This window comes from Qipengyuania nanhaisediminis, from assembly GCF_900115585.1.
GTDB lineage: Bacteria > Pseudomonadota > Alphaproteobacteria > Sphingomonadales > Sphingomonadaceae > Qipengyuania > Qipengyuania nanhaisediminis.
Genome location: NZ_FOWZ01000002.1, coordinates 247,304 through 266,208, shown reverse-complemented (window position 1 = coordinate 266,208; position 18,905 = coordinate 247,304). Strand labels below are relative to the sequence as shown.

General features: G+C 55.7%; 20 protein-coding genes. 13 read left to right on the top strand and 7 right to left on the bottom strand.

Features of this window, described 5'->3' with window-relative positions; translation table 11 throughout:
* The first annotated feature begins 1 nt into the window (after nucleotide 1).
* The 3 genes from ntrX to hflX all read left to right on the top strand — a co-directional run bounded on the left by ntrX (nucleotide 2) and on the right by hflX (nucleotide 3,410).
* Complete coding sequence (ntrX, locus tag BM173_RS06880) at nucleotides 2-1,384, top strand: nitrogen assimilation response regulator NtrX (RefSeq protein ID WP_090479164.1); 1,383 nt, start codon at nucleotides 2-4, stop codon at nucleotides 1,382-1,384.
* Between the two features lie 170 nt (nucleotides 1,385-1,554).
* Nucleotides 1,555-2,091, top strand: a complete 537-nt coding sequence (gene hfq, locus BM173_RS06875) for an RNA chaperone Hfq (RefSeq protein WP_090480212.1) — start codon at nucleotides 1,555-1,557, stop codon at nucleotides 2,089-2,091.
* A 17-nt stretch (nucleotides 2,092-2,108) separates the two neighbouring features.
* Nucleotides 2,109-3,410 (top strand): GTPase HflX, encoded by a 1,302-nt coding sequence (gene hflX / locus BM173_RS06870; protein ID WP_090479163.1) that lies wholly within the window; start codon nucleotides 2,109-2,111, stop codon nucleotides 3,408-3,410.
* On the opposite strand, the gene mazG is transcribed toward hflX, so the two are convergent.
* Nucleotides 3,411-4,166, bottom strand: coding sequence for a nucleoside triphosphate pyrophosphohydrolase (mazG, locus tag BM173_RS06865; RefSeq protein WP_090479160.1), 756 nt, complete (start codon nucleotides 4,164-4,166; stop codon nucleotides 3,411-3,413). It lies immediately after the preceding gene.
* Nucleotides 4,167-4,318: 152 nt separating this feature from the next.
* The gene (locus tag BM173_RS14590; protein ID WP_177201832.1) at nucleotides 4,319-4,483 is read right to left on the bottom strand and encodes a hypothetical protein; all 165 of its coding nucleotides are present in this window, start codon (nucleotides 4,481-4,483) and stop codon (nucleotides 4,319-4,321) included.
* 383 nt (nucleotides 4,484-4,866) lie between these two features.
* On the opposite strand from BM173_RS14590, the gene BM173_RS06860 reads away from it, so the two are divergent.
* The 10 genes from BM173_RS06860 to BM173_RS14880 all read left to right on the top strand — a co-directional run bounded on the left by BM173_RS06860 (nucleotide 4,867) and on the right by BM173_RS14880 (nucleotide 12,580).
* On the top strand, nucleotides 4,867-5,874 hold the full coding sequence (locus BM173_RS06860) for a tyrosine-type recombinase/integrase (RefSeq protein WP_143089594.1): 1,008 nt from the start codon (nucleotides 4,867-4,869) through the stop codon (nucleotides 5,872-5,874).
* Complete coding sequence (locus tag BM173_RS06855) at nucleotides 5,871-7,385, top strand: site-specific integrase (RefSeq protein WP_090479153.1); 1,515 nt, start codon at nucleotides 5,871-5,873, stop codon at nucleotides 7,383-7,385. Before BM173_RS06860 ends, BM173_RS06855 begins: the two co-directional genes overlap by 4 nt.
* The gene (locus BM173_RS14425) at nucleotides 7,382-8,329 is read left to right on the top strand and encodes a hypothetical protein (RefSeq protein WP_143089593.1); all 948 of its coding nucleotides are present in this window, start codon (nucleotides 7,382-7,384) and stop codon (nucleotides 8,327-8,329) included. Before BM173_RS06855 ends, BM173_RS14425 begins: the two co-directional genes overlap by 4 nt.
* A 105-nt stretch (nucleotides 8,330-8,434) precedes the next feature.
* The gene (locus tag BM173_RS06845) at nucleotides 8,435-9,718 is read left to right on the top strand and encodes a hypothetical protein (RefSeq protein ID WP_143089592.1); all 1,284 of its coding nucleotides are present in this window, start codon (nucleotides 8,435-8,437) and stop codon (nucleotides 9,716-9,718) included.
* 9 nt (nucleotides 9,719-9,727) lie between these two features.
* Nucleotides 9,728-10,180, top strand: coding sequence for a hypothetical protein (locus BM173_RS06840; protein ID WP_143089591.1), 453 nt, complete (start codon nucleotides 9,728-9,730; stop codon nucleotides 10,178-10,180).
* A gap of 568 nt (nucleotides 10,181-10,748) precedes the next feature.
* Nucleotides 10,749-11,072, top strand: coding sequence for a hypothetical protein (locus tag BM173_RS14420; RefSeq protein WP_143089590.1), 324 nt, complete (start codon nucleotides 10,749-10,751; stop codon nucleotides 11,070-11,072).
* 109 nt (nucleotides 11,073-11,181) lie between these two features.
* The gene (locus BM173_RS06830) at nucleotides 11,182-11,481 is read left to right on the top strand and encodes an MbcA/ParS/Xre antitoxin family protein (RefSeq protein ID WP_090479139.1); all 300 of its coding nucleotides are present in this window, start codon (nucleotides 11,182-11,184) and stop codon (nucleotides 11,479-11,481) included.
* Between the two features lie 86 nt (nucleotides 11,482-11,567).
* The gene (locus BM173_RS06825) at nucleotides 11,568-11,879 is read left to right on the top strand and encodes an antitoxin Xre/MbcA/ParS toxin-binding domain-containing protein (RefSeq protein WP_177201831.1); all 312 of its coding nucleotides are present in this window, start codon (nucleotides 11,568-11,570) and stop codon (nucleotides 11,877-11,879) included.
* A gap of 58 nt (nucleotides 11,880-11,937) precedes the next feature.
* A complete protein-coding gene (locus BM173_RS06820; protein WP_143089589.1) occupies nucleotides 11,938-12,198 on the top strand; it encodes a hypothetical protein in 261 nt (86 codons plus the stop codon).
* The gene (locus BM173_RS14880) at nucleotides 12,089-12,580 is read left to right on the top strand and encodes a HigA family addiction module antitoxin (protein WP_342741971.1); all 492 of its coding nucleotides are present in this window, start codon (nucleotides 12,089-12,091) and stop codon (nucleotides 12,578-12,580) included. Before BM173_RS06820 ends, BM173_RS14880 begins: the two co-directional genes overlap by 110 nt.
* 292 nt (nucleotides 12,581-12,872) lie before the next feature.
* Here BM173_RS14880 and BM173_RS06810 read toward each other — a convergent pair whose 3' ends face one another.
* The 5 genes from BM173_RS06810 to BM173_RS06790 all read right to left on the bottom strand — a co-directional run bounded on the left by BM173_RS06810 (nucleotide 12,873) and on the right by BM173_RS06790 (nucleotide 18,837).
* Nucleotides 12,873-13,793: a hypothetical protein gene (locus tag BM173_RS06810; protein ID WP_090479126.1), complete on the bottom strand. Its 921-nt coding sequence runs from the start codon at nucleotides 13,791-13,793 to the stop codon at nucleotides 12,873-12,875.
* Entirely contained in the window at nucleotides 13,793-15,226 is a 1,434-nt protein-coding gene (locus BM173_RS06805; protein WP_218152631.1) for a glycosyltransferase family 2 protein, read from the bottom strand. Before BM173_RS06805 ends, BM173_RS06810 begins: the two co-directional genes overlap by 1 nt.
* 232 nt (nucleotides 15,227-15,458) lie before the next feature.
* Nucleotides 15,459-15,671, bottom strand: a complete 213-nt coding sequence (locus BM173_RS06800; RefSeq protein ID WP_143089587.1) for a hypothetical protein — start codon at nucleotides 15,669-15,671, stop codon at nucleotides 15,459-15,461.
* A gap of 291 nt (nucleotides 15,672-15,962) precedes the next feature.
* Nucleotides 15,963-17,315 carry an HWE histidine kinase domain-containing protein gene (locus BM173_RS06795; RefSeq protein WP_143089586.1) on the bottom strand — a complete coding sequence of 451 codons (1,353 nt, stop codon included), beginning with the start codon at nucleotides 17,313-17,315 and terminating at the stop codon, nucleotides 15,963-15,965.
* 170 nt (nucleotides 17,316-17,485) lie between these two features.
* Nucleotides 17,486-18,837 (bottom strand): IS3 family transposase gene (locus BM173_RS06790; RefSeq protein WP_090483091.1). Its coding sequence is split into 2 segments (ribosomal slippage): nucleotides 17,486-18,499 and nucleotides 18,502-18,837, totalling 1,350 coding nucleotides; the frame shifts between segments, so codons are not numbered across the junction.
* Between the last annotated feature and the right edge of the window lie 68 nt (nucleotides 18,838-18,905).

The following is an 18,905-nucleotide window of genomic DNA, read 5'->3' as shown; positions in this document are numbered from 1 at the left end:
GATGGCACTCGACATCCTCATCGTCGACGACGAACGCGATATTCGGGAGCTCGTGGCCGGCGTCTTGAGCGACGAAGGCTACGAATGTCGCACGGCGGCCGACAGCACCTCGGCACTTGCCGCGGTCGATGAAAAGCGGCCCAGCCTGGTACTGCTCGACGTCTGGCTTCACGGCAGCCAGATGGACGGTCTCGAAGTGCTCGATGCCATCAAGGTTCGCGAGCCGGAATTGCCGGTCATCATCTTCTCAGGTCACGGCAATATCGATACCGCTGTTTCTGCCGTCAGTCGCGGCGCAATGGACTTCATCGAAAAGCCTTTCGAGGCGGAACGCCTGCTTCACCTAGTAGAACGGGCGACCGAAACGGAACGTCTCCGGCGCGAAAATTCCCGCCTTCGCGAAGGCATGGGCGAGGGGGGCGAGTTCACAGGCAACTCCGCTGCCATCAACGCAGTACGCGCGACGCTGAAGAGAGTGGCGAATACAGGCAGTCGCGTCCTGATCAGCGGTCCTGCGGGGTCCGGCAAGGAAGTCGCCGCCAGATTGTTGCACAGCTGGTCCACCCGTGCCGACAAGCCGTTTATCGTGGTCAATTCTGCCCGGATTACCCCGGAACGTTTCGAAGAAGAGCTGTTCGGGGAAGAAGCCGAAGGCAAGCTGGTGCGTCCCGGCCTCCTGGAAACCGCCGACGGAGGCACGCTCTACCTCGACGAAGTGGCGGACATGCCGCTTTCAACGCAGGCGCGGATCCTGCGGGTCCTCACCGACCAGAGCTTTGTGCGCGTCGGCGGAACGCGTCAGATCGGGGTCGACGTGAGGGTCGTCTCTTCCACCGCCCGCGACCTGGAAGCGGAAATGTCGGAGAAACGCTTCCGCGAAGACCTCTTCTACCGCCTCAATGTGGTCCCCGTCGAAGTGCCGTCCCTGTCGGAAAGGCGTGACGACATACCGTCATTGGCGGAGCATTTCTTCGCACGCTACGCGATCGAGCAGGGCATCCGCCCTCCGGAAATCAGCGAAGAAGCGATGGCGGCGCTCCAGGCATACGACTGGCCCGGCAACGTCCGCCAACTTCGCAACGTCGTCGAGCGAACCATCATCCTCACCCCGCGCGAGAACCTCGACACCGTCGAAGCCGACATGCTCTCCGAAGAAGTGACGGGCGGGAAGCTGGGTGACAGCGGCGGCATGGCACAGCTGATGGGTGCCCCCTTGCGCGAAGCGCGCGAAAGCTTCGAGCGCGAATACCTTGCCATCCAGATCCGCCGTTTCTCCGGCAACATATCGAAAACCGCGAGCTTCATCGGGATGGAGCGTTCGGCTTTGCACCGGAAGCTCAAGCTCCTCGGCATGGCCGAGCGCCGAAACAACGAACGCAAATAGGCCCGGCCACAACCTGCGCTTTTGCGACAGTAGAATAATCCTGTTGCCGAAAAAGCGCGGAAACGTCACATTGCCCCTGGTTGCGGGACTCGTTGCCCGAACCCCGGACGCCGCAAGAGCGTCCAGATTGCGTCTGCCGATGCAGGCGCCAAAAAGAAGGAGCGATGATTATGGCCGGCGAACGCACCCTATCTGCGCGACCACGCGCTGCCCAGGAACCCCAAGGCAAGGGCAAGGCCCCGAGCTTGCAGGACGCATTTCTCAACCTGCTGCGCAAGAACAAGGCCCCGGTGACGGTATTTCTCGTCAAGGGCGTGAAGCTGCAGGGCATTGTCACCTGGTTCGACAATTTCTCGATCCTGTTGCGGCGCGACGGACAGTCGCAGCTCGTCTACAAGCACGCGGTCAGCACGATCATGCCCGGACAACCGGTGGATGCCGAGCAGTTCGCCAGCCAGGGATCGGGCGCAAAGCAGCGGTTGTTGCAGGACGTCTTTCTCAGCCGGGTTAGCGAGGCAGAGGCGCAGGTGACGATGTTCCTCGTGAACGGCGTCATGCTCCAGGGAAAGATCGCCGCCTACGACCTTTTCTGCATGATGCTGGAACGCGATGGCTATGTGCAGCTTGCATACAAGCACGCCGTATCCACTATCCAACCTGCTACCCCGGTCGATCTGTCCGAGGATTGGGACGAGGACGAACACTGAGCTTCGATGACGATCTGATGGGCGAAGTCTCGCGCGGTGCGCGGGCCCTCGTCGTGTGCCCCGACATCAGGGGTATGGGCTATGACCTCGATGCGGAAAGCCGTCTCGAGGAAGCGGAAGGCCTTGCGCTTGCCATCGGCATAGTCGTGGCTGACAGCTTCGTGCTGCCCGTCCGCGACGTGAAACCAAACCTCCTGTTCGGGTCGGGGCAGGTGGAAAACATCCGCATCGCTTGCGAACAGAACGAGGCGGAATTGGTCGTCGTCGACGGTGCGCTCAGCCCGATCCAGCAGCGCAATCTAGAAGACAAGCTGGCGCGCAAGGTCATCGACCGGACGGGCCTGATCCTCGAGATTTTCGGCGAACGTGCGGCCACGGCCGAGGGGCGCTTGCAGGTCGAACTCGCCCATCTTGATTACCAGCAAAGCCGCCTTGTGCGCAGTTGGACCCACCTTGAGCGCCAGCGTGGTGGCTTCGGCTTTCTGGGCGGGCCTGGTGAGACGCAGATCGAGGCCGACAGGCGTATGATCCGCCAGCGCATGGGACGCCTGCGCAAGGAACTGGAACAGGTTCGCAAGACCCGCGGCCTTCACCGTGAGCGGCGCGAGCGTGCCCCGTGGCCCGTCGTAGCGCTTGTCGGCTACACCAATGCGGGCAAATCGACGCTTTTCAACCGGCTGACCGGCGCCGAGGTAATGGCCGAAGACCTGCTGTTTGCAACCCTGGACCCGACGATGCGGGCGATCGCGCTCCCGGGGGTCGAGAAGGCTATATTGTCCGACACGGTCGGCTTCATTTCGGACTTGCCGACACAGCTCGTGGCAGCATTCAGGGCGACCTTGGAAGAGGTGACCGCGGCGGACCTGATCTGCCATGTGCGCGATATGTCGAACCCTTCGGCGGACGCACAAAAAACACAAGTTCTCAATGTTTTGCGCGACCTAGATGTGATCAGTTCGGAGGACGGAACTGAAGCGATCCCGATTCTGGAAGTGTGGAACAAGTGGGATTTGCTCGACGAAGAGACAGCCGAAGAACTCGGCGGGCTGGCCCAAGCTTCCGATGACGTAGTCGCCCTATCGGCGCTAAGCGGGGCAGGGGTGCCCCAATTCCTCGAGCGGGTGGGGGAAATCCTGACGTCCCAAGCCACGGTACGCCAGTTTGAACTACCGGCCAGCGACGGACGCCGGATCGCGTGGCTTCATGCTCACGGCGACATTCTGGAGGAAGAGGCGCTGGAGGAGGGGGCCAATGGGCCCATGAGGCGCTTCACGGTCAGGCTCAATCCCAAGGAACTGGGCCAGTTCGAAAGCCTCTGATCAGGACTTTTCGGCGCGTTTGACCGCCTGCCAAAGCTCCTCCTGCGCTTCGAGTGAACGCGTGTCGAAATCTCCGCCGGCCAGGTCTTCCATCGAACGGAACCGCCGTTCGAACTTGGCATTTGCGGCACGCAAGGCCTGTTCCGCATCGATGCCGTAAGCGCGCACGAGATTAACAGCGGCGAATAGCAAATCGCCGGCTTCCTCTTCGCGCTCTTCGGGTGATGCATCGCTTAGCTCCTCGATTTCCTCGAGTACCTTTGCGCGCGGACCTTCGGCGTCCGGCCAGTCGAAGCCATGACGAGCCGCACGCTTTTGAAGCTTCTGCGAGCGCATCAGCGCCGGCAGTGCCTTCGCGACACCGTCCATGGCGCTGTCCGATCCTGCCTCACTGCGTTCCGCAGCCTTGAGATCTTCCCATCGGGTCTCTTCCATGACGCCGCCTTCGTTCCCGAAGATGTGGGGGTGACGACGCTCCATCTTGTCCGAGATCGTCTCGACGACCGCTCCGAAATCGAAATGATCGTCCTCTGAGGCCATCTGAGCGTGAAAGACGACCTGGAAAAGAAGGTCGCCAAGTTCACCTTTGAGATCCTCATAGTCTTTGCGCTCGATCGCATCGGCAACCTCATAGGCTTCCTCGATCGTGTATGGTGCGATGGTTTCGAAGCTTTGGGCCGTATCCCATTCGCAGCCGCGCTCCGGGTCACGCAGACGTTTCATGATCGTCAGGAGGCGGTCTATATTCTGGGTCATAATGTCTACCGGAGTGGGGATAAGCTCTACATGGAGATGCTGAAGCGACGGATGCCTATGTTGGTGTGATAATATATATTATGTTAAGGCCGGGCCATTTCGTGCTTGTAGCAATTCCTTCAATCTAGTCCGTTCTCCGAGTCAAGTTTAGCTCACTTTGCCAGACGATCACCGCGTTCACCGCAATCCATGCGGCTAATCCCAAAACCGGCCCTCGAAATCCTCAAAGATCCTCCAAACAGGAAAAATACGCGCACTTCGATCTTTGAGATCGATCGATTGCCTGGAAGATCCAGCAACATATTTCCGGCTGCCATTCATCTGACCGGCACCACCATTCGCCGCATTTCAATCAATTAAAGATCCTGAAAGATCCTGATCGCAGGAAAATATATTATTTATAGCTAGTTGAGGTCCTTAGCTCGCATTGATTCCCGAATTTTGCGCGGCGATAAACGCTACAGGATTCGGGAGCTGAACATTGAAGCAGATACGTTTGAACTCGCCACTGGTCCCGCCCTCACTTCGCGGGACAGTCGGATGCGATGATAGGCATATCCCTCATTTCTGGCTGACCAGATGGATCCAGTTGTGCCTATCCGCTCATGCGCGGTCTACTCGGGAGGCTGCGACCAGAGCACTGCTCCAGCTTCACGCCACTGCCTACGAAGTCAATGGGACAAGTCTCGACATCACGTTGATGTCGCTGGATTTCCCAAAGATCAGAATCTGCCTCAACAGTCATCTGCAGAAGCTCAATAACGATGCAACTCGGCGAAAGGTCGATCTGACGAAACGCTGGGCTTGGTGCATCACGTTTATCGAGTACGTCTTGGAGGACCTTGGAAAGATAGAGGACGACCGCTGGCTTGAGATAAAGAGGCAAGTCAGATTGCTTCAAACTGCTTACAGTAATTTCTCTTTTGATGGTCGAGACAAACAGCCTGCGCCCCTCAGATCTTTGCCATCCATAGTCGTATCGGACCTCTATGAAATTTTTAATCCTGGCTCGGCACGAAATCCATTTCGGTGCGGACGAACCCGGTCTCGTAACTACCTCATTTTCCTGACACTGCTGCAAACGGGAATTCGTCGCAGTGAGATGCTTCTTCTTTACGTGAATTCCGTCAACTCCGAGTTCGACGATAGCACTGGACGGCTAATTTCGTGGATGGTGCTCAGCGACCTCGAAGATGACCAAAACCCCAAGTCGCTCATTGATCCACGGTCTCCGCCACCCAGTCTCAAGAACCCCATCGCTCGTCGCATTCTACCTATAAGCGAAGAGCTATTGGAAGCTTACGAAGAATATCTCGAGGCCCGACCGGTTAGTAATTGGCCTTTCCTCTTTCTTTCGCAACGCGGTCGTCCGCTCTCTGTGCGGCAAGTGAACGAGATATTCCAGATGGCGAGCGGCGAGCTCAGGGCAGATGCGGTTCGAGCCTTACAACGGCAAGGTAAAGCCAACGTCCAGCCACATGACCTGCGCCACACCTGCGCTGTGCGGCGGCTTGTTGGTTACTGCCCGAATGGAAACCTCGATGCCAAAGCTATAGAAAGGCTCAGAGTTTTCTTTGGCTGGAATGAAAAATCTGTGATGCCCATGCGGTATGCTCGGGCGTACTTCGAGACTGAATCCGACACCGTCAGGCAGGACAACTATGACAACTACGTCGCCGCTATCCGCACCTTGGAGCACCTGGCGTGAGTACCCTCCCTGCCAAATTTGCCAAAGCCTCGTTTCCCGAAGGCAGAAGCGAGCCTCCCCTGCCCCCACTGCCCCGCGCAGTGAAATATTGGGATGATTTTGAAGAGAAGGACCGAATTCTTAGATTCGATAGCGCGTCAAAAGAAATTATCCTTCACGACGACGGGAGGATTTTTCAATATGACCTTGCGCCTTTGTCCGAATTTCAAAGTGGGGTCATAGTATTAATTACTGCCCATCTGCTACAATCCGGTGATCCGTCCAGCGCGAAAATCTGGCTCAACCATATTTTCGCACTCGTGGAGAAAGCCACACCGAAAATTGTAAACTTCTTAGCCCATCAAACGCCGCAAAAGGTTCTAGATGTTTGGTCAACAGCTTTGCTGCCAGAATTCACGCATGCGTTTGAGGCAAGCTGCCTAAAAAAGGTCCTTCACTGCTTTTGTCGAGAAAGTGTGGGTAGCTGGGCGCCTCCCTACCATTCCATGGTTTCGAACCTGCCTTCGCCTCGTCAAGATCCCTTTGCAATCGTCCGATCAGGTGAGTGCTTCATCCCCGTCGCGGACCAAAAGGCAATCTATAGTTTCATTGATGAGACCGCGAAATCGCTATCGAGCAATGATAGCGTAGACCTCCGCAGGTTGATCGATGCGACCGCGATAATTCTTGCCGATCAACACGCGTTTCGATGTGGAACAATTGCTCGTATCAAGGTGGCCGATGTCCGAGTGCACAAAGGTGGCGTGGTCCACATCACAGCCGCTGTGATCAAGAAGCAACGACACTCCCAGCGCATCCATATCACTCGTAAAGTAAGGCAAGATTGGGCTCAAATAGTTCGATCGCTTCTTGAGCTCAGAGACATGGAAGATACGGCCGCAGATCCGAACCCAAAGCTTCTTGGTCTTACCCCCGATGAAGTTACCAGGTGCATCGCAGATCGAACTCAATCTCTTACCGGTACGCGCTGGACCGCTACTGACTTTCGTCACACAAGTGCACAGCGCCAAGTTGATATGGGCGCTTCAGCGGACGAACTAGCTGACTTCATGCAGCACAATAGCGTTTTAGTCGGGAACGTCTATTTCGATCAAAGTCCGAACCAAGCCAAACTTGTCAACGATGCCTTGGCAATCTCGCCAGTTTACTCGGTTCTACCAGAGATTCATCGAACAAGATTAATCGACAAAAGAGCTTTGATGGGCATTCCCGAAGAGCGTCAGATAGGAGCAATGCCTCATGGCTCACCGATCGCCGGGATCGGAGCGTGCGACTCACCGCAATCGCTATGCCAAAAAAATCCGGTTCTCAGCTGCTATGGGTGCCGCAAGTTTCTAGCGGTAAGCGACGTTAAAATCCATCAGCATGTTGTCGATACGCTTCGCACGGTGGTGATGGATTTCTTCAAGGCTGGTCTCGGTGATGAGAGGTCGCCCGCTTACGTGCAACTTAAGCGAACAATATCCATCGCCCAGGCTTTCGTTGACCAATTCAAAGAGCAGCCGTCATGAACCAATTCTACGCTAATTGGCTAGAGCTCGCGCGATCCACAGCTATCGGACGGGGCCTCAGTTGGAATCCCGATTTTGACAATGTGACTGGCAAGGTTGCCAAAACTCAACGCTGGGGTCTGAATTCGGCGGTCGGTTTGCCTCCAGACAGAGAAATTTGGATGTCCAATTTTGGGCATCTACGTCGAGATATTGAGTTGCTTCGCAAGGTCTCAAAATGTCCGAAGACTAATTGTGAACCACCCGAGTTAATGTCGGAGGATTGGCGTGAGTTTCTGCAGGCCAGCATTTCACATGAACTATTTATCAAGCAAAACAAAGTTTCGAATGCTTCTGCGCATGCGCGAGCAATAAGGACGATTTCCCTTTGCGCAGGTCAAACTCCACCATGGGAGTTGCGCCCCGATGATCTCCAACAGGCCTACAACGTTGCGTTGCTATCGGGAGCCTCGGGTAAACTCGCGATGAACTTGTCGATGGTCGCTAAGGTCCTATTCGATGCGAACCACCTGAGTGAATACTGCCCTCTGGTGACCTATGCAAAACCATATGAGAGTGCCAGCGCTCTAGCGGGGGAAGAGAGGGTCTCTCGTCAAAAATTACGTGAGGGAAACAACTACAATGTGCACGCCAAGCGGAGCGAGCTGAATGAACGCAAATCTGCGGAAAAGCTTCCTGAGACGGCCGCCTTCTGGGAACTGGTAAGGATAGTTTTCACAGAGAGACCAAGGACGTTTACTGATCGTATCCGCTTCGCCGTCATCAAGCTGCAGATTCTGACAGGTCTTCGCATTGGTGAAGTCGTTATGATCCCGGAGCACTGCTTACGGTGGAAGGACTACTACGCTGTCGATGGTCGCTCCGCAGGAGAACTTGGCGGATTTTCAAAGTCGCTGTCGCTACGATATTTTGCACTAAAGCAAGGTAGCCAGACTGGTGCGTAGTCTCGTCTTGTTGAGAGGTATCAGGAAATCCCTCCTCACTTTGCTGATATCATCGAGGATCTCGTAGGTGAGATAAGCGAGGCAACCGCGCCATTGAGGGCGCGCTTGAAACTTCAATCAACTTCCGGCCGGCTGATCCCGGAATATTTGCCAACAGCGTTGGTCGGTGCGGCTGAGATGTACACCCGGATTGCGGGATCTGTTCAAATCTCGAACCGAGCGATTAGCCCGGACCTCAAGGATTCGTACCTGCAAGATCACAATAGCGAACTCTTAAATCCGATTAGGGCGGAGCAAGCTGCCCACTATAGCACCACATCATGCAAGCCAGTTCGGCAGTATTGGAAAAGCCAGAAAGGCGGCCCCCCGATCAGAGACCAGAAAGGCAAAATAATCTCTGGCCCGATTGATAGGCGTTGCTATTTTCTGGTGAGCGAGATTGAAGAATTTGTGAAGAGGGAAATGCCCACGAAACTGCCTGATACCAGTCCATTTATCGCGACAGACGGCAACCCCTTCTATCCACACCAACTCCTGTTCCTTCAGCCTTCGCGTGCGCTCATTGAGGATCGGAATGGCGGGATTGTTGATGTCACAAAATATTTCTCTGTCGGGCGACTAGCAGCCGACGACATCATCTTGCAACTTTCCGGAAAAAAGAGCGGGCTGTTTGATCGCTATGGAGAGACGGAAGATGACAAAAAGCTTTCCCTGAATACCCATAGCCTTCGGCACCTCCAGAACACCGAGCTATTCCGGCTAGGCATAACCGATGCCATGATCACAAAGCGATATGGCAGGCAGAGCACGGCCCAAAGCGGCGCTTATGATCACAGGAGCTTGCGCGAACAAATCCTCGAGCTTGAACTTCCCCCGGAAGCATCCGGGCTTCCGGAGAGACTTCACGACACCGCTAAATTGATGCTGACTAGAAGGATGCGAGGCCCCATTGTAGAAGAATTTCTCGAGATTCAGCGTGAGTCAGGTGACGCACAGGCCTTTCGATACCTTGCTGCAGAGGCGGATGGTTTCCACGCTACTCCGTATGGATTTTGCCTTTCGAGCTTCACGGTTGATCCTTGTCCGAAGCACCTCGAATGCTTCAACGGTTGCAGAAATCTCACCAGAACCGAAAATCCTGTAGAAGAGCAGAATCTTAATCAACTGCTCGATCGGATGGAGCAGCACCTCTTTGAGGCCCAGCGCCGGCCCGGTGACAGTCCGGGCATCAGGAATCAGATATCTCATGCATCTACGGTCATTGAGAATCTAAAACTGGCAATTGCCGCGAAGCCCGGCAGTCAAGTGTTCCCGAATGGCCATGATCTCGCCAGGCCGATAGACCGCCCAGCAACGGTGATAGATACTGCGATCCGGTCACAGCAGTAAGGGTTGTACGTGTCATTATCGGATCAGGATCTGGAAAAGCTTGGAGCGGTGCTGGAGAAAATGCTCCTCGAGGACGAGAACATAACCACCCGGAACATCATCGCCCGCTTGCCCAGATTGTTTCGCCATCCCACGGATATCACGAGACCCCCTGCCATCCGTGAACTATACATAGAGGCTAAAGAAGGCCAAAAGAACATACGGCTTGCTGCAGCAAAATTAAAAGATTCCAAGAACACGCTGGCTGCAAAGATTGAAACACAGGCACAGAAGATTGCCTCCTTGGAAGCGGACCTGCAACTCTTAGTGGCTTCGCACAAAGCAATGTACGCGGCGGTCGGCGAAATAGGCGCACTGAAGGCCTGGCTCGCTTTCTTCGAACGGCATCAGGACTCCCTTGATGCACTCACCAGATTGAAAGCGGTGCCGCCAATGAGCTCTCCCAAGAAAATCAAACCTTAGCATTGGCTCATTCCCTCAAATGGAGTGGCCCTGCCCTCCCCTTCCTGGCGAACGAGCATTGGAACAAATCAAATACTACGATAACGACCAAACTCACGATAACGTTCTTTATCGTGATATCTCCAATAATGGGCTAATAGCGCGAATTTGAGCGCGCTCGGAATTAGGTCGATGTCGCGGATCGATAGGTGAATAGATCGTTCGGTTTGTAGGGCATTCTTGGCCAGAATTAACGGCGATTCCTGCACATTATTGTTTGGCCTCAATGGTTTGACCAAATGGCACGAAATGGGACGAAAACGAAGGTTTTTCGGCGATATTTCCCCTTACAGGAAGATTCGGGAAGGCCCTTGCATCGCCCCAAATGTTCTGCGACGCATCAGACATCGCTGGTGAGTCCCAGCGGTGGGGCGTCGTAACCCCAGAGTTCTCGGCCGGTCACATATCTGTGGCCGGGTGGCCGTCGCGCATGTCCAAGGCTCCGCCTAAAGGCGGCGGCGCCTTGGCGAGAGCTCAGGTTACGAACACCCGGCTCTGCCGGTCCGCCCCAATCAGATGGAGGACTGGCATGTATTTTTCTTTTAATGGCTTTTTCGCTGTCGACGAGTTGGAAAAACTCTCTCTCGCATTGAGCGATCTTCTGCAGGCAGAAGGTCTCGACACGCTTAGCGATGTTTCTGTCTCTTTCCTTGGATGGAGAGGCAAGGAACGTTGCCAAATTGTCGACCCGGACGGGTTCGTCACAACAATCTCTACGGACTGGGAAGAGGTGGGAAGAACCCGCGGGAGTTCCAAGGTTCAACTCCATCTGCCTGCCGGAATAACTATTCGTGACCGACCTCAGGATCTTGAATGGAGCCCCTTAGCGGTATTGGCGCGACGTGATGATTGAATTCCTGAGCGCACAATGCCGGAGGCTACTTCTATTACCTCTCCGTAAACCTTGATCGAGACAGTAGTCTCGGAAAGACTGCTCCTGCGGCTCTTAATTGGAGCATGCCATGCAAAATGAGCTGAATCTGGCGGTACTTCTTGAAAGTGGCCGCACATCAGAAGCGCGAAAGATGCTTCAGAACGGAGTACAGGTCGTCGGGGGCATCGGCGCCCGCTCAACTCAAGCAGCTATCGAAGCCGCCACTCGTCTATATGCCGGCGACCTGATCTCCACGCTTCTATTCATGAACAAGTCCCATCCCTGGCTGGATGGCCAAACACCTATCGAACGTGCGGAGCAGTCGGACGAAGGTCTTGAGTTCGTGATCGATATGATCGGTGCAATCGAGTCCGGGGTTTACATCTGATGGGCACGCCCTCGGTCGGATCGGAAAGTACGAAAAGAGATAGCGCTTGCCTTCATGCCTTCGGTAATATCGCAGCGCATTGGGACATGACCGCTTCAGAGCAATGCCACCTCCTCGGGGTCGGCGACGAAAAGGTCCTGCAGGACTGGATGGAGCGTCTTCGAGCCGGCGATAACGTGTCGCTAACCAAGGATGTACTGGAAGGCATCGGCTGTGTCCTCTCAATCTACGCATCGCTTGTGATCCTGCTCAACCATGATCGATCGAAAGGCTGGGTGCGCGCGCCCAATCGAGCTCCGCTATTTGGAGGCAGGTGCGCGATGTCTCTGATGACGAGCGGAAAGCGCAAGGACCTGGAAGATGTCGCTCGGTACTTGCTGAGCGAACGCTACAGATGATTAGGCCATTTACATGCTCGCCGCCTACCACCCTCGCCCTGTCGCGTGAGCGTGTGCAATGAAGACTTCACTTCCCAATACGCCAGCAGCATCAGGACAAGGGTACGATGCCGTCTTGCATGATTGGATCATTTTACCGCTGCCCGACTATCCCGGCACGCCCCTTCTAGTCGGGATCGTATCCAGCGACCGCAAGAACCGCTTTGCCGATGGAAGATGCATTCACACATCCGCGATCGTCACTCCGCTCGACGAAATCGTCGAAGGTGCGGTCGCCGAGGCCCTCAACACCCGATACCTGCTCGGAGAAGAACGCTAACGCAACTGAGCTTGCGCCAGACAGCACGCGGTCAGACGGGCCAAGGATCGCGGATATCGATAGAAGGGCTTTTTTCATGGCGGTAGAATTGCACGAGAGCTTTGCGATCCATCCTGGGCCATGGCTGCGCGAACATTTAATCAAATCCTATGGGATGACGGTACCGAGTGCCGCTGATCACCTACAGGTTACTAGGTCAGCTCTGACCCGAATGTTGGATGGTAATGCTCGTCTCACTCCTCTCATGGCAATGCGCTTCGAAAAGGCATTTGGGATTTCGGCAGCAGCGTTGCTTCGGATGCAGTTGTCGCACGATTTAGCGAAGGCGAAGCTGGAGGCATCGTCGATCATCATCAGTCGAGTTCCACCTCCAGTGACGTAGCACAGACCCTGACTCCGGCTGTCGTTTGATCGGGGCCAGTTGCCAAGGCCCGGCAATTTGGCGCCAGCCGATCTCATGACTTCCGCTTTGCGCCCCCATTTCGGACGTTCAGGCTTTCCCTGCGTATGCCTGAAAGCAGACCGGCAGCTTTGCTCCGGTAATGAGCACCGCCAATGTCCGAGTATGGGTGGTCAGCGGTCATAGCCGCTGAGCTGAAAGCCCCTGCGATTTGGCAGATATTTCCGAATGCGATCCGTCAAATTGCAACCGAGATCCCAAGAGCCGGGACGGATCAAAAGCGATGCGTAAGCCCGATGCGTGCTTGAAAGTAATCGTATCCCGAACCCACGACGGTGTTGGTACCTGGCGTCTGAGAATAGATCGCCTCGCCGGATACAAACCAGTTGCCTTGGGTCGGACTGATCACGCGAGCTTCGGCGTAATTGGCCTGTTTCCAGTCGGTACCGGTGCTGCGCTGGATGCCGATGCCGCCAACGGCTAACAGCTGCCAGCCATCAACGAAGCGGCGCATTTGGAGGATCGGCAGGATCTGTCCATAATCCTCTGGCGAGAAATAGTCGTACTCCTCGGGCACCGTGCTGTGGAAATAGCGCGTGCGTAGTTGGGCACTGAGGCCAGCATCGCTATCCAGTACATGTACGAAATTGCCACGCAAATGCAGCCGGACGTTGTCGCCCGTGAATTCCTGAACGCCTGCCAGTAGCGTGAAGACGTTCTTCTCGTCCGCCGGCAGGTCGATTGCCGCCCCCGCAAAGGTAGAATAGAGACCTTGCTCAAGGCCAATTGGCGTTTCCACGATATCACGCTCGATGAATGCTTCTTTGCGAAAAGTTTTGTTGTCGTTGATCGAAGCCGAACCGATGAGCGTGTCGCCATCGGTGCCGACGCTCACGGACCAATTCACATTGCCCGATCCGTCGGCAGCCTGCAGGAATATACGCTCGCGCTCGTGCGCGCCCAGCCCCAGCGGATCGTACCACGCTTTTTCTACGCGCACGCCTATGCGCGAACCATCTGGCGCATTCCGGAGGTCGAAATTGCCTGCGACCCGCCAAACGGTGGTTTCGTCGCTGTCGGTGGAAACGAAAACTTCGGTGCCGATGGCTGGGCCAGACCCCTCGGTGCTCTGAGCAACGACCGGCGTGGTCACTAAAGCGATTGCAAGGCTGAATAGGTTTATAAGGCGGCGCATCAATGCCACTCCTTCTTTCGCCCGAATAGTTCTGCGGCGTAGCCCCAGACAGATACGGGTTGCATGATAAAGGGGTAAACGAAGGCGAAAAGCACGAAGCCTGCCACGCTTTTCTTCATCTTGATTTTGTTCCGTCTCAGCATGCGCATCTGGATGCGGAAGATCACAATATTCCACAGCGCGGCCAGCGGAAGCACAAGCAGAGTGATCGGACCTGCGAGCCAATAAATGCCGAAAACCGCCAACAGCAAGCCAGGAATGAAGGCCAGCGTGAAGGCAAGGTCGATGCTAATGAACATCAGGTTCCAATAGATAAACATCGTCGATAGCCGAAGCTTCGAAAGCAGGCTCTTGTGGATTGCCAGCGCCTCAATCATGCCGCGCGCCCAGCGCTTACGTTGCCGGGAAAGCGCGCCCCAACTTTCGGGCGCGTGGGTCCACGCCACGGCGTCTTCGGCATGACGCACGATGTAACCGCGGCGCAGGAAGGACCACGTCAGGACAATATCTTCCCCTACCGTATCAGGCCAGCCGCCAGCTTGCTCCAGCGCTTCGCGGCGGTAAAGCGAGAATGCGCCCTGTGCCACCAGTGTGCCGTTGAAGTTGCCCTGCATGCGCTTGACTGCGGAGATGCCATGAAAATAGTCCCATTGCTGCGCGCGGGTCGCCCAACTCTCCATCGGATTCGCGAGTAGGATCGCACCTGCAATCGCCGCAGTTTTAGGCGGCGCGGCGTACAGGTGAGCGACCATTGATCGAAGGCTTCCTGGCTCTAGCAACGTATCGGCGTCGATGGTGACGATTAGCTCGTGGGCGGCCATTGCGAGCCCATGGTTGAGGGCCTTAGCCTTCCCGCTGTTGCGCTTCATTCGCTCGACCCGCAGCGAGTAATTCGGGTTCGCGGCGAAGTGAGGCTTACAGAGTTCGGCTACGCGGAAGGTGTCGTCCTTCGACCCATCATCGATTACGATCACCTCCACCTTCCCCGGGTAGGTCAGTGCGCTGAGGTTCTCGAGCGTTTGCGCGATAAGCTGCTCTTCCTGGTACGCAGCGACAAGAACGGTAAGGCCAGGCCAGTGCTCTGGCTCTTGTTTCAGTTGCGAAGGACGCAGCGCCAATGTCGACAGCAGGAAGGCGTTCATAAAGCCCGGGACGTAGGCGATAAAGGTCAAGACAGTAATCGCGATCGCTGGATGGGTCAGTTCGCCCAGATCGCTTAACCACGGGACTGATAACCAGATGCTGAAAAGCATCCATGCGGTGGCGAAAGCCAGCGATGCAATGAAGATGAAGTTCCTGCGAACGGCGCGTTTGCGCCAATAGGAAATCTCTTGGCGAAGGCCGAAAGCACGCCGATCGGGGCCCTTGTAAGTCGGCGTTTTGACGTCGTCCGGAGAGACCGTTTCGAACGTGTTAGGGGTAACTTCAGCCATGTTCATGCGATCCATAGGCGGCAAGAAGTAAATAACGCGGTAAGGATGTGCCGAAGGTGTTCTTCAAGGTCCTTCCGGCAAGACCGCTGGACCGTGACGGAGAACAGCCCATGGCAATCGACATTTATGACCGCCTCGGCGACATCGCATTCACCTTTGGTATTTTTGCTGCCAAGGCGTACTTCGCCATTGCGCTTATCTGATCGTGGATTTGTTGCCGATCCGGTAAGAATTAATCGACGAGACCGCGGAGGCGCGGGGGCTGCGGAATAAGGCCTACATCGATCGACAGACTGACGATAACATAGGCGAAAAAGATTATCGCTACTGCGAGTAAGCCTGCAGCGAGTGCTAACAGGAAAACGAGTTTCGGGTTGGTATTTTTGAACTGGTAAGAATCGGCCTTGTCCGCGGCATCTTCCAATTTCCACTCAGGAACAGTCATTGTGCATCCTTAAGCGCTCTGACTTGGCAAAGTTCCTAAAAAGCCTCACGAAATCGCAAAATATTTTTGCTTGTGAATCTAGGCAAGCGTTTTGCCATACCGCATTGCCAGAAACTTCAGCCGGGTTCTAAACTCCGCTATCGGGTCGTTAGCCGCCCGTCTGCTCCTGGCACATCTGTAACTCTGTGAAAGCGACTTCAGATGGGTGGCTTGCTGCCGTTCGATGGCACTGTCACGTAGAACGACAATACCTCGAAGTATGGTCAAACCCGACCACCTTTCCAAGTCGCATTACTCAGAAATCACGCGCTCCCTGGGAGCCACGAATTGGCACTGCAGACCCTTTGGATCGAACTTCAAATCGACCTTGCATCCGAACTGCGAGGCCAGACTTTTTTCGATCATATATGAACCGAAGCCCGTTCTCGACGGAGCGACTACTTCGGGCCCTCCAGTTTCAGTCCATGTCAACTTGAGACATCGTCCCTCAGCCACGTCGACTTCATCCCAAGCAATCGCGACGCATCCAGACTTAGTCGAAAGCGCGCCGTACTTCGCAGCATTGGTCGCGAGTTCGTGCAAGGCTAAGCCGAAACCTTGTGCCGCTGTCGCTTTAATCCTCGTGGGTGGGCCGGAAACTGTGATTCGATTTCCGAGCAAGTGCGCGAAATGGCCCAATTGGGACCTGATCAATTCCTCGAAGGGCACATCCTGCCACGAGCTTTGCACGAGCACGTTGTGGCTTGCTGAAAGGCCCGCGATCCTGGCCTCGAGTTGCGCTACGTAGTCCTCTGGATTCTGTTTTGCGGTTTGCCGGGCCAGAACCTGAACGACCGCCAAAACGTTCTTCGCACGATGGTTCATCTCGTTGAGGATCAATTTCTCGCGCTCTTCTCTCGCCCGCCGCTCTGTCTCGTCAGTGATGGAGGCAAAAAACACACCCCCTACATCAGGGAAATACTGGAGCTGCACAGATACGGGATAGGTTGACCCATCTTTTCTCATGTGCACGGTTTCGAACCGAAGAACTTCAACCTCACCTCTGAGCAGTGGCTCTACAAAAGCGAGAAAATCCTCTTTCGAATACTCGGGTTTGAGATCCCATGGCGTAAGCTCCCGGAGCTCCTCCATAGTGAAGCCGAGATTTTCACGAGCACCTCGGTTCACGAGTTCAAACCGAAAGGAGCGGCTGTCGAAGACGTAAGCTTCGCTAACTGACGCTTCGACTATCTTGCCAAGCCGCTCATTCAACGATGCGCTGGCTAAGCGTTCTAGCTCGGCAGCCGCCCTCGCTGAAAAAAGCTCGACTATCTCAGAGACTATTTCAGGATCGGAAAACGGTTTGTCGTCCATTACGGCGACCAAGCCTAAGACGCGACCATCTAAAGATCTGAGGGCGGTACCCGCATAGCTCTTGGCGCCAATTTCGGCGAGCATCTCGTCGAAAGGATAGAGCTTTGTAATATCGTCTGCATAACAGCAGACACCTTGAGAGGCGACGTCAGCGCATGGTGTGTTAAGCAGCTCGTATACGAAGTTCTCGGCCGGACCGCGATCCCAGAAAGCTACGGTAGAGGCTTGATGAGGGGTTGCCGGATCGAAGTGGCAAACAAACGCCCACCGGACATTCAAGGCCTTTGCCAATCCCTCAACCACAACCGGGAAATAGGCTTTGCCGACAACTCGCGACGTCTCAGCGATGATCGAAAGGGCATTTTCGACCGTGGGCGTTTGCGTAACTGTCCGTCGTCAGAACATTTGGCACAACTTGCGGCGTAGGCTTACGGAGTGTGGGCCTCGTCTGGGATTGATGTTTAGGCGGCGAGCTTGCGGTGTTGCAAGCGCCGATGTTCGAGTGTCTTTCGCTTGATCCTTTCTCGTCGCTTCACGATAGCAGGAGCCCTGCCGAAGTAGGCATCGGCAGGCGTCACGTTGTCGAGGCTCTCGTGATAGCGCCGGTGGTTGTAGTGCTCGACGAACGCCGCGATCTGCTGTTCGAGATCGCCGGGCAGGAAGTAGTTCTCCAGCAGCACACGGTTCTTCAAGGTCTGGTGCCAGCGTTCGATCTTGCCCTGGGTCTGCGGGTGGAAGGGCGCGCCGCGCACGTGGCTCATCTTGTTGGCCTCGATGTATTCGGCCAGCTCGCCCGCGATGTAGCTCGGGCCATTGTCGCTGAGCAGGCGCGGCCTGTGCAGCACATTGGCATGGTCGCAGCCTGAAGCTTCCAGCGCCATGTCGAGCGTGTCGGTAACGTCGCTGGCGCACATGGTGGCGCACAGCCGCCAGGCGATGATGTAGCGCGAGAAGTCGTCGAGCACGGTCGACAGATACATCCAGCCCCACCCGATGACCTTGAAGTAGGTAAAGTCGGTCTGCCACATCTCGTTCGGCCGCGTGGTCTTTGTGTGGAACGCCTCGGCTGCCTTGATCACCGTGTAGGCCGGGCTGGTGATCAGATCATGGGCCTTGAGCAGACGGTAAACCGTGGCTTCGGACACGAAGTAGCACCGCTTGTCGGTGAAGCGCACCGCCAGTTCGCGAGGGGACAGCTCGGTCTGTTCCAGCGCCATCTCGACGATCTGCTGCTGGATGTCCTCACCGATGCGGTTCCACACCCGGCTTGGCGCAGAGGGCCGGTCTGCCAGTGCCTCCGGCCCGCCTTCGAGGTAACGATCATACCAGCGGTAAAAGGTCCGTCGAGCAATGCCGAGCTGGTCCAGCGTCCGTTTGGTGGGCAGGTGCGACTGCTCGACGATCCGGATAATCTCCAGCTTTTCGGATGCGGGGTACCTCATTCGTCGTCTCCCCCATCCGCGATCATGCTTTTTTTGAGCAGACGGTTCTCCAGCGTCAGGTCGGCCACACATTCCTTCAGATCGCGCGCCTCACGGCGCAAATCCTTCACCTCGTCCGTGGTCGCGGCACGGGCTGTATCGCCAGCCAGGCGGCGTTTGCCGGCCTCCATGAACTCCTTGGACCAGGTATAGTACAGGCTCTGGGCAATGCCTTCGCGGCGGCATAACTCGGCAATGGAGTCATCCCCGCGCAAACCGTCAAGAACGATCCGGATCTTGTCTTCGGCAGAGAAGTGTCGACGGGTCTTGCGGCGTATGTCCTTGACCACCCGCTCGGCAGGCGATTTTGCATTGGAGGATTTGGGCTTCATCTTCGTTCCTTCGTCACTACGACGAAGCCCAAATCCTCCTTAAATCACAACCTCAAATCTGTGCCATA

Excerpts from the sequence above, each read along its gene's own strand:
- ntrX (WP_090479164.1), top strand. The coding sequence starts at position 2 with ATGGCACTCGACATCCTCATCGTCGACGACGAACGCGATATTCGGGAG.
- hfq (WP_090480212.1), top strand. The coding sequence starts at position 1,555 with ATGGCCGGCGAACGCACCCTATCTGCGCGACCACGCGCTGCCCAGGAA.
- hflX (WP_090479163.1), top strand. The coding sequence starts at position 2,109 with ATGGGCGAAGTCTCGCGCGGTGCGCGGGCCCTCGTCGTGTGCCCCGAC.
- mazG (WP_090479160.1), bottom strand. The coding sequence starts at position 4,166 with ATGACCCAGAATATAGACCGCCTCCTGACGATCATGAAACGTCTGCGT.
- BM173_RS14590 (WP_177201832.1), bottom strand. The coding sequence starts at position 4,483 with ATGGCAGCCGGAAATATGTTGCTGGATCTTCCAGGCAATCGATCGATC.
- BM173_RS06860 (WP_143089594.1), top strand. The coding sequence starts at position 4,867 with ATGTCGCTGGATTTCCCAAAGATCAGAATCTGCCTCAACAGTCATCTG.
- BM173_RS14425 (WP_143089593.1), top strand. The coding sequence starts at position 7,382 with ATGAACCAATTCTACGCTAATTGGCTAGAGCTCGCGCGATCCACAGCT.
- BM173_RS14420 (WP_143089590.1), top strand. The coding sequence starts at position 10,749 with ATGTATTTTTCTTTTAATGGCTTTTTCGCTGTCGACGAGTTGGAAAAA.
- BM173_RS06830 (WP_090479139.1), top strand. The coding sequence starts at position 11,182 with ATGCAAAATGAGCTGAATCTGGCGGTACTTCTTGAAAGTGGCCGCACA.
- BM173_RS06825 (WP_177201831.1), top strand. The coding sequence starts at position 11,568 with ATGACCGCTTCAGAGCAATGCCACCTCCTCGGGGTCGGCGACGAAAAG.
- BM173_RS06820 (WP_143089589.1), top strand. The coding sequence starts at position 11,938 with ATGAAGACTTCACTTCCCAATACGCCAGCAGCATCAGGACAAGGGTAC.
- BM173_RS14880 (WP_342741971.1), top strand. The coding sequence starts at position 12,089 with ATGGAAGATGCATTCACACATCCGCGATCGTCACTCCGCTCGACGAAA.
- BM173_RS06810 (WP_090479126.1), bottom strand. The coding sequence starts at position 13,793 with ATGCGCCGCCTTATAAACCTATTCAGCCTTGCAATCGCTTTAGTGACC.
- BM173_RS06805 (WP_218152631.1), bottom strand. The coding sequence starts at position 15,226 with ATGGCTGAAGTTACCCCTAACACGTTCGAAACGGTCTCTCCGGACGAC.
- BM173_RS06800 (WP_143089587.1), bottom strand. The coding sequence starts at position 15,671 with ATGACTGTTCCTGAGTGGAAATTGGAAGATGCCGCGGACAAGGCCGAT.